Source organism: Pseudomonas laurentiana (genome assembly GCF_014648275.1).
GTDB lineage: Bacteria > Pseudomonadota > Gammaproteobacteria > Pseudomonadales > Pseudomonadaceae > Aquipseudomonas > Aquipseudomonas laurentiana.
Map to the genome: position 1 here is coordinate 53,794 of NZ_BMQU01000001.1, position 15,570 is coordinate 69,363.

The 15,570-nt window shown below is 60.3% G+C and carries 14 protein-coding genes; 7 read left to right on the forward strand and 7 right to left on the reverse strand.

Annotation, left to right across the window (positions count from 1 at the left end; genetic code table 11):
- Positions 1-3: 3 nt before the first annotated feature.
- A complete protein-coding gene (gene trkA, locus IE038_RS00295) occupies positions 4-1,377 on the forward strand; it encodes a Trk system potassium transporter TrkA (protein WP_163932780.1) in 1,374 nt (457 codons plus the stop codon).
- A gap of 12 nt (positions 1,378-1,389) precedes the next feature.
- Positions 1,390-1,704, forward strand: a complete 315-nt coding sequence (locus IE038_RS00300; RefSeq protein ID WP_163932783.1) for a tetratricopeptide repeat protein — start codon at positions 1,390-1,392, stop codon at positions 1,702-1,704.
- Between the two features lie 61 nt (positions 1,705-1,765).
- On the opposite strand, the gene IE038_RS00305 is transcribed toward IE038_RS00300, so the two are convergent.
- Both IE038_RS00305 and IE038_RS00310 read right to left on the reverse strand, forming a co-directional pair.
- Positions 1,766-2,653 (reverse strand): lysophospholipid acyltransferase, encoded by an 888-nt coding sequence (locus IE038_RS00305; RefSeq protein ID WP_163932786.1) that lies wholly within the window; start codon positions 2,651-2,653, stop codon positions 1,766-1,768.
- 39 nt (positions 2,654-2,692) lie between these two features.
- Entirely contained in the window at positions 2,693-3,244 is a 552-nt protein-coding gene (locus IE038_RS00310; protein ID WP_189394933.1) for a DNA-3-methyladenine glycosylase I, read from the reverse strand.
- Positions 3,245-3,326: 82 nt separating this feature from the next.
- Between IE038_RS00310 and glyQ the strand changes: the two genes are divergently transcribed.
- The 4 genes from glyQ to IE038_RS00330 all read left to right on the forward strand — a co-directional run bounded on the left by glyQ (position 3,327) and on the right by IE038_RS00330 (position 7,741).
- Entirely contained in the window at positions 3,327-4,274 is a 948-nt protein-coding gene (glyQ, locus tag IE038_RS00315) for a glycine--tRNA ligase subunit alpha (RefSeq protein WP_099773224.1), read from the forward strand.
- Positions 4,271-6,325, forward strand: a complete 2,055-nt coding sequence (glyS, locus tag IE038_RS00320; RefSeq protein WP_163932789.1) for a glycine--tRNA ligase subunit beta — start codon at positions 4,271-4,273, stop codon at positions 6,323-6,325. The genes glyQ and glyS overlap by 4 nt, the downstream gene beginning before the upstream one ends.
- A 3-nt stretch (positions 6,326-6,328) precedes the next feature.
- Positions 6,329-6,862 carry a D-glycero-beta-D-manno-heptose 1,7-bisphosphate 7-phosphatase gene (gene gmhB / locus IE038_RS00325; protein WP_163932792.1) on the forward strand — a complete coding sequence of 178 codons (534 nt, stop codon included), beginning with the start codon at positions 6,329-6,331 and terminating at the stop codon, positions 6,860-6,862.
- A gap of 108 nt (positions 6,863-6,970) precedes the next feature.
- Complete coding sequence (locus IE038_RS00330; RefSeq protein ID WP_163932795.1) at positions 6,971-7,741, forward strand: lysophospholipid acyltransferase family protein; 771 nt, start codon at positions 6,971-6,973, stop codon at positions 7,739-7,741.
- A gap of 169 nt (positions 7,742-7,910) precedes the next feature.
- On the opposite strand, the gene IE038_RS00335 is transcribed toward IE038_RS00330, so the two are convergent.
- Both IE038_RS00335 and IE038_RS00340 read right to left on the reverse strand, forming a co-directional pair.
- Positions 7,911-9,533, reverse strand: coding sequence for an MFS transporter (locus tag IE038_RS00335; protein ID WP_163932798.1), 1,623 nt, complete (start codon positions 9,531-9,533; stop codon positions 7,911-7,913).
- Between the two features lie 105 nt (positions 9,534-9,638).
- The gene (locus IE038_RS00340) at positions 9,639-11,285 is read right to left on the reverse strand and encodes a GMC family oxidoreductase (protein ID WP_163932800.1); all 1,647 of its coding nucleotides are present in this window, start codon (positions 11,283-11,285) and stop codon (positions 9,639-9,641) included.
- A gap of 137 nt (positions 11,286-11,422) precedes the next feature.
- Between IE038_RS00340 and IE038_RS00345 the strand changes: the two genes are divergently transcribed.
- The gene (locus tag IE038_RS00345) at positions 11,423-12,310 is read left to right on the forward strand and encodes a LysR family transcriptional regulator (protein ID WP_163932803.1); all 888 of its coding nucleotides are present in this window, start codon (positions 11,423-11,425) and stop codon (positions 12,308-12,310) included.
- A gap of 9 nt (positions 12,311-12,319) precedes the next feature.
- Here the strand turns inward: IE038_RS00345 and IE038_RS00350 are convergent, their stop codons facing one another.
- Genes IE038_RS00350 through IE038_RS00360 form a run of 3 tightly spaced genes read right to left on the reverse strand, consistent with a single transcriptional unit; the run spans position 12,320 to position 15,335 of the window.
- Positions 12,320-13,138 carry a sulfite exporter TauE/SafE family protein gene (locus IE038_RS00350; protein ID WP_189394934.1) on the reverse strand — a complete coding sequence of 273 codons (819 nt, stop codon included), beginning with the start codon at positions 13,136-13,138 and terminating at the stop codon, positions 12,320-12,322.
- Positions 13,135-14,412 carry an NAD(P)/FAD-dependent oxidoreductase gene (locus tag IE038_RS00355; protein ID WP_163932809.1) on the reverse strand — a complete coding sequence of 426 codons (1,278 nt, stop codon included), beginning with the start codon at positions 14,410-14,412 and terminating at the stop codon, positions 13,135-13,137. Before IE038_RS00355 ends, IE038_RS00350 begins: the two co-directional genes overlap by 4 nt.
- A 38-nt stretch (positions 14,413-14,450) precedes the next feature.
- Positions 14,451-15,335 (reverse strand): MBL fold metallo-hydrolase, encoded by an 885-nt coding sequence (locus tag IE038_RS00360; protein WP_163932812.1) that lies wholly within the window; start codon positions 15,333-15,335, stop codon positions 14,451-14,453.
- Positions 15,336-15,570 lie beyond the last annotated feature (235 nt).

Here is a 15,570-nt window from a genome sequence, read left to right on the forward strand (position 1 = left end):
CGGATGAAGATCATCATCCTGGGGGCAGGGCAGGTCGGCGGTACACTGGCCGAACACCTGGCCAGCGAAGCCAACGACATCACGGTGGTCGATACCGATGGTGATCGCCTGCGCGACCTCGGCGACCGCCTGGACATCCGTACGGTCCAGGGCCGTGGTTCGTTCCCAACGGTCCTGCGCCAGGCCGGTGCCGACGATGCCGACATGCTGGTTGCAGTGACCAACAGTGACGAGACCAACATGGTCGCCTGTCAGGTCGCCTACACCCTGTTCCATACCCCGACCAAAATTGCCCGGGTACGTGAGTCAGCCTACCTGACCCGCGCTGGCCTGTTCGACAACGAGGCCATTCCGGTCGATGTGTTGATCAGCCCAGAACAGGTGGTGACCCATTACATCAAGCGTCTGATCGAACACCCAGGTGCGTTGCAGGTGATCGACTTCGCCGACGGCAAAGCCCAACTGGTGGCGGTCAAAGCCTATTACGGTGGCCCGCTGGTGGGCCAGCAACTGCGCCAGATCCGCGCGCACATGCCGAATGTGGATACCCGTGTTGCAGCGATCTTCCGCCGCGACCGACCCATCCTGCCGCAGGGCGACACGGTTATCGAAGCTGACGATGAAGTGTTTTTCATCGCCGCCAAGGCCCACATCCGCGCCGTCATGGGTGAACTGCGACGTATCGACGAAACCAACAAGCGGGTGGTCATCGCCGGCGGTGGGCAGATCGGCGAGCGCCTGGCCGAGGCCATCGAAAGCCGCTACCAGGTCAAAATCATCGAGATGAACCCGGCACGCTGCCGCTACCTGTCCGACACCCTCGACAGCACCGTAGTCCTGCAGGGCAGCGCCTCGGACCGCGACCTGATGGTCGAAGAGAATATCGCCGAAGCCGACATTTTCCTGGCCCTGACCAACGACGACGAAGCCAACATCATGTCCTCACTGCTGGCCAAGCGCCTCGGTGCGCGCAAGGTGATGACCATCATCAACAACCCGGCCTATGTCGACCTGGTTCAAGGTGGCGAAATCGACATCGCCATCAGCCCGCAACTGGCGACGATCGGCACCTTGCTGGCCCACGTGCGGCGCGGCGATATCGTCAGCGTCCACTCGCTGCGCCGTGGGGCAGCCGAGGCCATCGAGGCCATCGCCCATGGCGATTCGAAATCAAGCAAGGTCATCGGCAAGGCCATCGAAAACATTGCGCTACCGCCGGGCACCACGATTGGCGCAATCATCCGCGACGAGGAAGTGCTGATCGCCCACGATGACACCGTGATCGAAGCCGGTGATCGGGTGATCCTCTTTGTTGTGGATAAAAAGTACATCCGTGACGTCGAGAAACTCTTCCACGTTGGCTTGAGCTTCTTCTAAGAGGAACGGCAGATGCGCGAATCGCTGGAAAAAATGCTCGCCAAGGGTGTGGATAACGCCCTGTTACGCTTCGGTCTGGGCAAATCCTGGCTGGATGAGGGCAACGCTGCCGAAGCCGCCGTACACCTGCAACGCTGTGTGGATTTCGATCCGAAGTATTCCGCGGCGTGGAAGCTGCTGGGCAAGGCGCATCAGGCGCAGGGCGACCTGATAGCGGCGCGCCAGGCCTGGCAGCAAGGCCTGGACGCGGCAAAGGCACACGGCGACAAGCAGGCGGAAAAGGAGATGACGGTGTTTCTGAAAAAGCTCGATAAAGCTCAACACTGAGGTGTGTTTGTCGCTGGCAAGGCCGACTCCTGCAGGGGCGGCCTTGCCAGCGAAGCTAGCCTCAATACCAGCGCGCTTCGCCTGCAGGGCGCTTCTTGAAGCGCTTCATGCTCCACATGTACTGGCTCGGGTAGGCCCGCACGTAACGCTCGATCACCTGGCTCATCGCTGCAGCCGAGGTTTCGGTGTCATCGCTGTACATGGCCTCTGGGGCCGCCTCAAGGATGACCTTGAAACCGGAACCGTCCGGCAGGCGCAGTGCATGCAGGAACACCCCCACGGCCTTTCCACCGGCCAGCATGTTCGGCACAAACTTGCTGGTCAGCGCCTGGGTAGCGAAAAACGGCACGAAGATACCTGCCGATTCAGCCGGTTCAGGGTCGGCTGGAATACCCACCTGACCGCCCTTGCGCACTTCCTTGATGATGCTGAGGATGCCTTCCTTGGTCGAGGCCGCGACACGGTTACCCAATTGCACACGCTGCTCGCGCAACAGGTCATCGACGGCCTTGAGCTTGGGCGGACGGTAGAAAATGATCGGTTTGCACTGGCTGCAGTAGAAGTGGTTGAGCACCTCCCAGTTGCCCAGGTGGCTGGTGATACCAACAACACCCTTGCCCGACGCCAGGGCTTTTTCCAGCACCTCAAGCCCTTCAACCTCACGCACCAGCGCCAGCGAGCGCTTGGCTGGCCAGATCCAGGCACAGGCGCTCTCGGTGAAAGACTTGCCGATGTCCATCAGCGTGCGGCCTACCAGCCGTTCACGCTCGGCGGCGTCCATCTCCGGAAAACACTTGGCCAGGTTGATGCGCACGACATTGCGCGAGCTGTTCGGCAGCTTCCACATGATCCAGCCGATCGCCGCGCCGACCCGTTGCACTGCGCCCCACGGCAGCTTGGCAAACAATCGCAGCACCCCGACCATCAAGGCGCCCTTGAATTTATCCACAGGCAGGTTCCTCCTTCTGCAAGCCGGGCATTGTACCCCTCAGCGCAGCAAGGCGGCGTAGCGATCGCAATCGGTGGTGTGATCCATGACCATGCCGGTGGCCTGCATGAAGGCATAGCAGATGGTAGGTCCGACAAAGGTGAAGCCGGCTTTCTGCAGCGCCTTGCTCATGGCCTGGGCCTCGACGGTCACTGCAGGCACCTCGCTGCGCTGGCTGAAATGATTGATCTTCGGCTCACCGCCGACAAACGACCAGAGCCAATCGACTGGGTTTTCCAGCTCAAGCCAGGCCCGGGCATTGCGGCGGGCGGCATTCAGCTTCAGACGGTTGCGAATGATGCCCGGATCAAGCAGGCGCTCCTCGATTTCGTCGTCGCTCATCTGTGCCAGTCGCTGAGGATCGAAGCCAAACAGCACTTGCCGGTAGCGCTCTCGTTTCTTCAATACGGTGATCCACGACAGCCCGGCCTGAAAGCCTTCGAGCAGCAACATTTCAAACAATCGGCCGGGATCTCGCAGCGGAACACCCCACTCTAGGTCGTGATACGCCTGATAAAGTGGATCGTCGGTACACCAAAAGCAGCGTGGCATAAGGCTCCATAGGTAGAGGCCCGCAAGAATCGGGTTATACTCCCGCTCTTTATATTCGCAGCCCTAGAAACAGGTGAATTTCGTGAGCCAGCCTACGCCAGCCGTGCGTACCTTCCAAGACTTGATTCTCGCCCTGCAGAACTACTGGGCCGAGCAAGGTTGTGTGGTACTTCAGCCCTACGATATGGAAGTAGGCGCCGGCACTTTCCATACCGCCACGTTCCTGCGCGCCGTCGGCCCGGAAACCTGGAACGCCGCCTACGTACAGCCCAGCCGTCGTCCGGCTGACGGCCGTTATGGCGAAAACCCTAACCGCCTGCAGCACTACTACCAGTTCCAGGTAGTACTCAAGCCAAACCCGGCGAACTTCCAGGAACTGTACCTGGGTTCTCTGAAAGCCATCGGTCTTGACCCACTGGTCCATGACATCCGCTTCGTTGAGGACAACTGGGAATCGCCGACGCTCGGCGCCTGGGGCCTGGGCTGGGAAATCTGGCTCAACGGCATGGAAGTCACCCAGTTCACCTACTTCCAGCAAGTGGGTGGTATCGAGTGCTTCCCGGTCACTGGTGAGATCACCTACGGCCTGGAACGTCTGGCCATGTACCTGCAGGGTGTCGACTCGGTCTACGATCTGGTCTGGACCGACGGTCCGTTCGGCAAGGTGACCTACGGCGACGTGTTCCATCAGAACGAAGTAGAACAGTCGACCTACAACTTCGAGCACGCCAACGTCGAGAAGCTGTTCGAGCTGTTCGACTTCTACGAAAGCGAAGCCAACCGCCTGATCGAGCTGGAGCTGCCGCTGCCGACCTATGAAATGGTCCTCAAGGCATCGCACACCTTCAACCTGCTCGACGCCCGCCGGGCCATCTCGGTAACCGAACGTCAGCGTTACATCCTGCGTGTACGGACCCTGGCCCGGGCCGTGGCACAAAGCTACCTGCAAGCCCGCGCCAAGCTGGGCTTCCCGATGGCATCCCCCGAACTGCGTGATGAAGTACTGGCTAAGCTGGAGGCAGCACAATGAGTGCTCAAGATTTCCTGGTTGAACTGGGCACCGAAGAACTGCCACCCAAGGCCCTCAGCGCCCTGGGCGATGCCTTCCTCGCCGGTATCGAAAAAGGCCTGCAAGCTGCCGGCCTGAACTACAGCGACAAGGTCGTGTTCGCGGCACCACGTCGCCTGGCGGTACTGATCCGTCAGCTCGATACCCAGCAGCCTGACCGCAGCATCAATGTCGATGGCCCACCGCGCCAGGCCGCGTTCGATGCCGAAGGCAACCCAACCCAGGCAGCCCTTGGCTTCGCCAAGAAGTGCGGCGTAGAGCTGGCGCAAATCGACCAGAGCGGCGCCAAGCTGCGCTTCTCCCAGCACATTCCGGGCAAGGCCACCGCCAGCCTGCTGCCGACCATCGTTGAAGACTCGCTGAACGACCTGCCCATTCCGAAGCGCATGCGCTGGGGCGCGCGCAAGGAAGAGTTCGTCCGCCCAACCCAATGGCTGGTCATGCTGCTGGGCGATGAAGTGGTCGACTGCACCATCCTCGCCCAGAAGGCCGGCCGTGAGTCCCGTGGCCACCGTTTCCATCACCCGGAAAACGTGCGCATCAGCTCGCCGGGCAGCTACCAGGAAGACCTGCGCAAGGCCTACGTTCTGACCGACTTCGCCGAGCGCCGCGAGCTGATCAGCAAGCGTACCGCCGAGCTGGCGATGCAGCAGGAAGGCACCGCGATCGTGCCTCCGGCACTGCTCGACGAAGTGACCGCGCTGGTCGAGTGGCCTGTGCCGCTGGTCTGCTCGTTCGAGGAACGTTTCCTCGAAGTGCCGCAGGAAGCCCTGATTACCACCATGCAGGACAACCAGAAGTACTTCTGCCTGCTGGACATCGATGGCAAGTTGCTGCCGCGCTTCATCACCGTGGCCAACGTCGAGAGCCGCGATCCGAAGCAAATCATCCTGGGTAACGAGAAAGTCGTGCGCCCGCGCCTGACTGACGCCGAGTTCTTCTTCAAGCAAGACAAGAAGCAGTCCCTGGAAAGCTTCAACCTGCGCCTGCAGAACGTCGTGTTCCAGGCCCAACTGGGCAGTGTCTTCGATAAAGCCGAGCGCGTGGCCAAGCTGGCCGCCTTCATCGCCCCGCATATCGGCGGTGATGCCAAGCGTGCCGCCCGTGCCGGTCTGCTGTCCAAGTGCGACCTGGCCACCGAGATGGTCGGCGAGTTCCCTGAAATGCAGGGCGTAGCAGGTTACTACTACGCACTGAACGACGGTGAGCCGGAAGATGTCGCCCTGGCCCTGAACGAACAGTACATGCCGCGCGGTGCAGGTGCCGAGCTGCCGTCGACCTTGACCGGCGCCGCCGTGGCCATCGCCGACAAGCTCGATACCCTGGTCGGTATCTTCGGCATCGGCATGCTGCCAACCGGCAGCAAGGACCCCTATGCCCTGCGCCGTGCAGCGCTGGGCGTGCTGCGTATCCTGATCGAAAAACAGCTGGACCTGGACCTGAACGATGCCGTGGCCTTCGCCGTGGCCCAGTTTGGCCACACGGTCAAAACCGCTGGGCTGGCCGATCAGGTGCTCGAGTTCATCTTCGACCGTCTGCGTGCACGTTATGAAGACGAAGGCATCGACGTCGCCACTTACCTGTCGGTACGTGCGCTGAAGCCAGGCTCTGCACTGGACTTCGACCAGCGCGTGCAAGCCGTTCAAGCCTTCCGCAAGCTGCCGGAAGCCGAAGCACTGGCCGCCGTGAACAAGCGGGTATCCAACTTGCTGAGCAAAGCCGAAGGCACGGTTGCCCAGCACGTCGAGCCGAAGTACTTCGACAACGCCAACGAGTTCTCCCTGTACTCGGCGATTCAACAAGCCGATCAAGCGGTGCAGCCAATGGCCGCAGCGCGTCAGTACAGCGAGTCGCTAGCGCGTCTGGCTGCCCTGCGTGAGCCGGTTGATGCGTTCTTCGAGGCAGTGATGGTCAACGCCGAAGACGCCAAAGTTCGGGCCAACCGTTATGCCTTGCTCAGCCGCCTGCGCGGTCTGTTCCTGGGCGTAGCTGACATCTCGCTGCTGGGGTAAGCCTTGAAACTGCTGATTATCGATCGGGACGGGGTGATCAATGAGGACTCCGACGCGTACATCAAGTCGGTGGAGGAGTGGATACCGATTCCCGGCTCGATCGAAGCGATCGCGCAGTTGAGCAAAGCCGGCTGGACGGTGGCAGTCGCTACCAACCAGTCCGGCATTGCACGCGGCTACTACCCCACGACCACCCTCGACGCCATGCATGAGCGCCTACGCGCCCTGGTGGCCGAGCTGGGTGGCGAGGTCGGCCTGATAGTCCATTGCCCGCATGGCCCGGATGACGGCTGCGATTGTCGCAAGCCAAAGCCGGGCATGCTCAAGACCATTGCCGCACACTATGCAGTGGAATTGACCGGGCTTTGGTTTGTCGGTGACAGCAAGGGTGACTTGGAGGCCGCGCTGGCCGTCGATGCACAACCCGTTCTGGTTAAAACCGGGAAGGGCGAACGGACCCTGAGCAAAGGGCTACCAGCAGGCACCTTGGTTTTCGAGGATCTGGCGGCCGTCGCCAGAGCACTTATCCACACGTAGAGCGCCGCCGAATCTTCGTCGCCTCCAGAACCGCAGTAACGGTTCTGCGACGAGCGTTCCTCCGGTGCACTCCAACAGGCGGGCGAGCCCGCAACGGTACATGCCGCTATGTCGATCCTGCAGGCGATCAGAATCTTTCTTTTTTACCTGCTGTTGGGTACCAGCTCCTTGCTCTGGTGCACCCTGAGCTTTTTTATTGCGCCGTTCCTGTCGTTCCGCGCCCGATACCGTTTTATCAACGTGTATTGGTGCCGCTTCGCACTGCTTCTGGTTCGGGTTTTTCTCGGTATACGGTTCAAGGTAACCGGGGCTGAGAACATTCCTGAACAGCCCTGTGTGATTCTTTCCAATCACCAGAGCACCTGGGAGACTTTTTTCCTCTCCGCCTATTTCCAGCCCTTGAGCCAGGTGCTCAAGCGCGAACTGCTCTACGTACCGTTCTTTGGCTGGGCAATGGCCATGCTCAAACCCATTGCCATTGATCGTGACAACCCCAAGGCCGCGTTGAAACAGGTCGCCAGCGAAGGTGACAAGCTGCTCAAGCAAAACATCTGGGTACTGATTTTCCCGGAGGGCACCCGTGTGCCATTTGGCACCATCGGCAAATTCTCCCGTGGCGGTACCGCCTTGGCGGTAAATGCCGGGCTGCCGGTATTGCCAATTGCTCACAACGCCGGCAAGTACTGGCCCAAGGAAGGCTGGGGCAAATTGCCCGGCACCATCGAGGTCGTCATCGGTGCGCCAATGTGGGCCGAAGGTACTGGCCCACGGGCCATCGCCGAGCTCAATGACCGCGCAGCCGCCTGGAACGAGCAGACCCAACGCGACATGGGCTCCCTGCCGCCGGTGGCTCAGAATGAAGCCCATAGCGTACCCTGACGATCTGTGGATAACTTGTGTACAGTATTTTGATAAATCACCGCTACGATGAGCTAAGTGCTTAATTTAAATACTTATTTCTCTGTATGACTGTTTTCTGAAAATCGTGCATAAGTTTTTTCAAGGCATAAAAAAACCGGCGTTTACGCCGGTTTTTTTTACCTTCAGATCAGACCTTGTCGATGTCCACGTCGCGGGTTTCTTTCAAGCAGAACAGCCCCACCACCAGGCTTACGCCGGTGATCAATACCGGGTACCAGAGGCCATAGAAGATATCGCCGGTGTAGACCACCAAGGCGAATGACACCGTCGGCAGGAAGCCACCAAACCAACCGTTGCCAATGTGGTAAGGCAGCGACATCGAGGTGTAGCGAATGCGGGTCGGGAACAACTCGACCATCACTGCCGCCAGCGGTCCATAGGTCATGGTCGCAATCAGGATCATCACCACGATCAACAAAACCACCATCGGCTGATTCACCGACGCGGCATCCGCCTTGGCTGGGTAACCGGCCTTGTCGATGGCTGCACGCATCGCCGCTTCATCGAAACCACTGATTTTCTGATCGCCAATGGACACAACCACTGGGCTGCCAGGTTCTGCCGTCTCGGAGCTGTAGGGCAGGCCCTGTTTGACCAGGAAGGTTTTGACCTTGTCACATGGGCTGTCGAAACGCGCCTTGCCCACCGGGTCGAACTGGAAAGTACAACCTTGTGGATCAGCAATGACCACAATCGGCGCCTGGCGGCTGGCCGCGTCGATCTGCGGGTTGGCGTAATGGCTCAGGGCTTTGAACAACGGGAAGTAGAGCAGGGTGGCCAGCAGCAGGCCTGTCATCAGGATCGGCTTGCGTCCGACCCGGTCCGACAGCCAGCCGAAGAACACAAAGAACGGTGCACCGATGACCACGCTGATGATCAACAAGGTGTTGGCCTGGCCAGGGTCCATCTTGAGCATCTGGGTCAGGAAAAACAGCACGTAGAACTGCGCGGTGTAGAACGTCACTGCCTGCCCGGCATTGATACTGAACAGCGCGGTGAAAACCACCTTGAGGTTTTCCCAGGAGCCGAAGGACTCACGAATCGGCGCACGACTGGTTTTGCCCTGAGCCTTCATTTTCACGAAGGCCGGCGATTCGTGCATGCTCATGCGAATCCAGGTGGAGATCGCCAGCAGCACAATCGACAACAGGAACGGCAGGCGCCAGCCCCAGACTTCGAACTGGTCCCCACTGACGTAACGGCTAGCCAACACCACCAGCAGGGATAACAGCAAACCCAGAGTGGCTGTGGACTGGATGAAGCCGGTGTGGAAGCCACGCTTGCCGGGCGGAGCGTGCTCGGCGACATAGGTCGCGGCGCCACCATACTCACCCCCCAGCGCCAGCCCTTGAAGCATGCGCAGCACCACCAGAATGATCGGCGCCGCAATGCCGATGCTCGCGTAGGTCGGCAACAAGCCCACGGCAAAGGTCGACAGCCCCATCAGCACAATGGTCACCAGGAAGGTGTACTTGCGCCCGATCATGTCACCCAGGCGGCCGAACACCAGCGCCCCGAATGGGCGTACCAGGAAACCGGCAGCAAAGGCCATCAAGGCGAAGATAAAGGCTGTGGTGTCGTTGACCCCGGCAAAGAACTGCTTGCTGATGACTGCCGCCAGGGCGCCATAGAGGAAAAAGTCATACCACTCGAAAACCGTCCCGAGGGATGACGCAAAGATGATCTTGCGTTCTTCCCGGCGGCTATTCACCACCGTTGCCGCGCCACGCTCTTGGATGTAGTCCGACATCGTTGTTGTCCTCGGCCTTGAGGCCACAGTGATTATTGTTGTTGTTCCACTGTCGGTGCCGGGCGACTGCATCCGGCGCTCCGTTTACCACATCACCCTGTCAGATCAAGGTGTAACGACTGCCGCTGTAACGGTCCCCCTTGGGCTTGCCGCATTGTTGAGTATCAGGTGTGCTGCCTTCTCGGCGATCATCAAGGTCGGCGAGCAGGTATTGCCCGAGACGATCTGCGGCATGATCGACGCATCGGCGATACGCAGGCCGGATACGCCGTGTACACGCAATTGAGCATCCACCACATCCAGCGGCCCACTGCCCATGCGGCACGTACCGACCGGATGGAAGATGGTGGTACCGATCTTGCCGGCCGCTTCGTACAACTGCTCCTCGGTCTGCAGTGCCGTACCCGGCAGGTATTCCCGCGGCTGAAAGGGTGCCAGAGCAGGTGCCTGCACGATCTGCCGGGTGAGGCGTATGGCCTGGGCGGCAACCTTCAGGTCCTGAGGGTCGCTGAGGTAATTGGGATCGATCGTTGGAGCGGCTGCAGGATCTGCCGAACCGATGTCGACTCGACCACGGCTGGCCGGGCGCAGGTTACAGACCGATGCAGTGAAGGCTGGGAACCGGTGCAGCGGCTCACCAAAACGCTCCAGTGACAACGGCTGCACGTGATACTGCAGGTTGGCACTGGCCTGCTCCGGCCCGGAGCGCACAAAGGCACCCAATTGGCTCGGCGCCATCGCCAATGGCCCGCTACGGTCGTACAGGTAGCGCAAACCCATGCCGACCTTGCCCCACAGACTGTTGGCGACCTGGTTCAGGGTTCGGACATTGCTGACCTGGTAGATCAGGCGTAACTGCAGGTGATCCTGCAAGTTGCCGCCAACCCCTGGGAGTTCGTGCTGCACGGCGATACCCAAGCGCTCAAGCAGAGGCCGTGGGCCGATACCCGAACGCTGGAGAATACCTGGAGAGCCAATCGCGCCGGCACACAGGATGATCTCTCGACGCGCCGTAAAGCGTTGCCAGTTCCCCTGCCAGCGAGCATTCACTGCCGTGGCACGCCCGTTCTCAAGTATCAGATTATCGACCAGAACATCGGTCAGTACGGTCAGGTTGGCCCGCGCCTGAACCGGCCGCAGAAAGGCTTTTGATGCATTCCAACGTACACCAGAGCGCTGGTTGACCTGAAAATATCCACAGCCCTGGTTATCGCCGCCGTTGAAATCACTCACGCTGGCAATGCCGCTCTGGGCCGCCGCTTCGCGAAAGGCATCGAGAATCGCCCAGGAATAACGCTGTTGCTCGACCCGCCACTCACCGTCGGCACCATGCACGTCGCTGGCACCGGCAAAATGCTTTTCGCTGGCTTTGAACAGCGGCAACACATCCTCCCAGGCCCAGCCGGGGTTGCCTGCCTCTGCCCAACGATCATAGTCCTGGGCCTGACCACGCATGTAGATCATGCCGTTGATCGAGGAACAGCCGCCCAGCACCTTGCCACGTGGATAGCCCAGGCTGCGGCCCTGCAAACCGGGTTGAGCCTGAGTCTTGAAGCACCAGTCGGTGCGCGGGTTACCAATGCAATAGAGGTAACCGACGGGGATATGGATCCACGGATAGTTATCGCGCCCCCCTGCCTCCAGCAGCAGCACCCGGCACCCCGGATCGGCGGAAAGCCGATTGGCCAGGAGACAGCCGGCAGGGCCAGCGCCGACGATGACATAGTCGTAGGAGTGATCGGCTGATGCCATGAGGGACCTCGCGCCTATTTATTATTCTTGTCCCGATCCATGTTATTGATTAATTTCGAGATGAAAACGTTAGATTTCACTCAAGTGCTGTGCGTTTTAGAACAACGCACGTGAATACCTGATTCACAAGGAAAAGCATGTTCGACTGGAATGATCTGCGGTTTTTTCTCGAGTTGCAGCGCAGTGGCCGACTACTGACCGCCGCCAAGCGCCTCAACACCACCCACAGTACCGTGGCCCGGCATATCGAAAGCATCGAGCAAAGCCTGGGTACGCCCTTGTTCGTGCAACACGCCCAAGGCTACGAACTGACCCCATCCGGCCAGGCCCTGCTCAAGCACGCCGAAGCCATGGAAAACGTTGCCCTGCTGGCCCAGGAAGAAATCACCCAGGCCATGACACCGCTGGGCAAGATTCGCCTGGGCGTCACCGAGGGCATCGGCATCATGTTCTTCACCCCTCGTATGGCTGGCCTGTTCGAGCGCTATCCAGGGCTGGAAGTGGAACTGGTGGCCGTGCCACGCTTCGTCAGTATCCTCAACCGCGAAGCCGAGATCAGCATTCACCTGGAACGTCCCAACGCCGACCTGCTGATCACCCGCAAGCTCACCGATTACCGGCTGGCCCTGTATGCCAGCCCCGCCTACCTGGCACAGGCGCCCCTCCTGAACTGCCGCGAGGACCTAGCTCGGCATAACTGGATCGGCTATGTCGATGACCTGTTGTTCAGCCAGGAACTGCTGTTCCTCAACAGCTTCTGTCGAGCCCCGAATGTGGTCTTTCGCAGCACCAGTGTGATCGCTCAACAGCAAGCCGCACGCGCCGGGCTGGGTATCGCAGTACTGCCCAACTACATGGCTCGTCATGACCCTGGGCTGGTACGCGTACTGCCCGGCGAAACCATCCAGCGCAGTTACTGGATCTGCACCCGTCGCGAGCTGCACAAGTCGGTACGCTTGAGAGTGGTATGGGACTACCTGCTGGCGCTCTGCGCCGAAGAACAGAGCGCCTTGCTGGCCGAGTAGGGCACCGAGTCAGGTGCCCAGGGTCTTGACGATGAGCAGCAGGGCGGCGGCAATGCCGACCAGAGCGAACACCTGCTGGAGTCGAGGCCCGGCGACTTTGTGCGCGAACTGCCGGACGATGACCAAGCCGACCACCGCGCCGACCGCAAAGGGCAGGCCAACACTCCAATGCATCACACCACCCACGCTGGCACTCACCACACTGCCAACAGACACCAGCGCAATAACCGCCAGTGAAGTGGCGACAATGCTCCTCATCTCCAGGTTGGTGTAACGACTCAAGGCCGGGATGATCACAAAGCCACCGCCCACCCCGAGCAAACCCGACAACAGCCCGGAGAGCAGCCCCGTGAAGGCCAGCGCACGGGCACAGGGCAACGTCCAACGCAGGCGACCTTGCAGAGGGTTAAGGACACAAGGCTGAACATCACGCGGCAGCGATCCCGCGCCCCCTTTCAGTTCATGCCGCGCCTTGAGCAACATCCGCACGCAGACATAGATCAGTACCAAGGCAAAGGCCAACGCCAGCGGCGCATTGGGCAGCCGATGCGCCAGCAACAAACCCAGTGGCGCCGTGAGCAACCCAAGCGAGGCAACGAACAGCGCTGCACGATAGCGCACCACGCCCTGACGCAAGCCCAGCACAGCGCCAACGCCTGCGGCCAGGCCCACCGCCAGCAAGCCAACAGGCGCAGCTTCGGCCATCGACAAGCCCAGACCGAACACCAGAAGCGGCACGGCAAGAATGCCACCGCCAGCACCGGTCAGCGCAAGAATGGCACCAATGATCGCGCCCAGCCCGGCACCCAGAAATTCGTGCTCGATCACTGATGGGCCTCGCGTGGTGCGGGCAATGGCTTGGCCATCCACTCACGGCCTTTGAGCATGCAACGCCAGTACAGCGGCGGCAGGATACGCTCCTTCAACAGCCACGCCAGGCGGGTCGGCTTACGCCCATCAAGCAGCCAGCGAGGGAAGCTCGGGGCAACCTTGCCACCATAGGTGAACTCCGCCAGCACGATCTTGCCGCGCTCCACGGTCAACGGGCAGGAACCATATCCGTCGTAATGCACGACATTCGCCAGGCGCCCCAGCGCGACCAGTACGTTATTGGCAACCACAGGGGCCTGCTTGCGTGCGGCGGCGGCGGTCTTGGCATTCGTGGTGTTTGTGGCATCGCCAAGGCCGTGGATATTGGCAAAACGACGGTGGCGCAAGGTTGCTGGATCGACATCGATCCAACCCGCGGCATCCGACAAGGGGCTGTTACGAATGAACGCCGGGGGCACCTGTGGCGGCACCACATGCAGCATGTCGAATGGCTGAACCAGGGTTTCGCTGCTGCCGTCAGGCAGTGTGCGCACAAAGGTTGCCTGTTTTGCCGGCCCATCCACCGCCACCAGACGATGGGCGTAGTTGAGGTCGACCGCATACTTGTCGATGTACTCCATCAGCGCCGGCACATAGTCCGCTACGCCAAACAACACCGCGCCCGCATTGAAGAACTGTGCCTGGATGTTGCCCAGACGCCCACTGCGCAACCAGTGATCGCACGACAGGTACAACGCCTTCTGCGGCGCACCTGCACACTTGATCGGCATCGGCGGCTGGGTGAACAGGGCCTTGCCTTTCTGCAGCTGTTGCACCAACTGCCAGGTGTACGGCGCCAAGTCATAACGGTAGTTGGAGGTCACACCATTGCGGCCCAAGGTTTCACTCAAGCCTTCGATCGCGTCCCAGTCGAGCTTGAGGCCCGGGCATACAACCAGCTGTGCATAACTGATCAGCCGACCGTCCTCCAACTGCACCGTCTGCGCCTGGGGGTCGAAGAACTGTGCGGCACCCTTGATCCAGGTCACGCCCTTGGGAATGGCCGAAGCCATACTGCGTACTGTGCTCTTGGGTTGGAATACGCCGGCACCCACCAGTGTCCAGCCAGGTTGATAGTAATGAACCTCGGCCGGGTCGATGATTGCCACATCCAGAGACGGATCGCGGGCCATCAGGCTGGAGGCCGTGGCAAGGCCTGCTGCACCGGCACCGATGATCAGGACGTTGTGGTGCGCACAGGAGGCTGGCGTTGATGAAGGTTGAGCAAGCATGGCTGTGTTTCCTTAATAATAATTCTGTCGCGCCGGAATCAGATGGCGTTGAGCGGGATCTTCAGATAGCGCACACCATTGTCTTCGGGCTCGGGCAGCTGACCGCTGCGCATGTTGACCTGCACCGAGGGCAGGATCAGAACCGGCATATCCAGGGTCGCGTCACGGGCCTCGCGCATTGCCACAAATGCATCTTCGTCGATGCCTTCACGCACATGGATGTTGCTGGCACGCTGTTCGGCAACCGTGGTCATGTAGCGCAACTCGCGACCGCCTGGCAGGTAGTCGTGGCACATGAACAGGCGGGTATGGTCGGGCAGGGCAAGAATGCGGTTGATCGAGCGGTACAACGTGCGGGCGTCAGCACCAGGGAAATCACACCGCGCGGTGCCGTAGTCAGGCATGAACAAGGTATCGCCGACGAATGCCACCGTTTCACCGCCGGCTTCGACGATGTAAGTCATACAGGCCGGGGTATGACCCGGCGTATGCATGGCGCGCGCGCGCAAGCCGCCAATCAGGAATTCGCTACCGTCTTCAAAGAGCACATCGAACTGACTGCCGTCTCGGGCGAATCGGCTATCGGCATTGAACAGCGCACCGAAGACTTTCTGCACTTGGGTGATATGGCTGCCAATGGCGACCTGCCCACCGAGCTTCTCTTTCAGGTACGCAGCAGCCGACAGGTGATCAGCATGCACATGGGTTTCCAGAATCCATTGCACCTTGGCGCCCAACTCGGTCACCCGCGCAATCAGCTTGTCCGCCGAGCCGGTATCGGTACGTCCAGACTTGGGATCGTAGTCCAGCACACTGTCGATCAGTGCACAGTGTCCGCTGCCGCGATCCATCACCAGATAACTGATGGTCCAGGTCGCGCTGTCGAACAGTGCTTCCACATACAGGTTGCCGCCAATGATCATGACCTTCTCCCGATAAATCCATTGATGCCAACGTAAGGCATAGCTGGCAGTCGCAAGGCTGTCATCAAGATATGTGCCATCGGTCGGGAAGCGTATAGCCCCCGTGTTTACAGGGTCTGGCTGTATCCCTGCTAACAGACTGCCGTGCCGTTTGGCAGTGATGTGGCAGTGCCTGGCAGTTTTTGGCAGTCTTCGTCACCTTCGGGTAAGCTCTTCGAGTGCTTGCCCAGGTGTC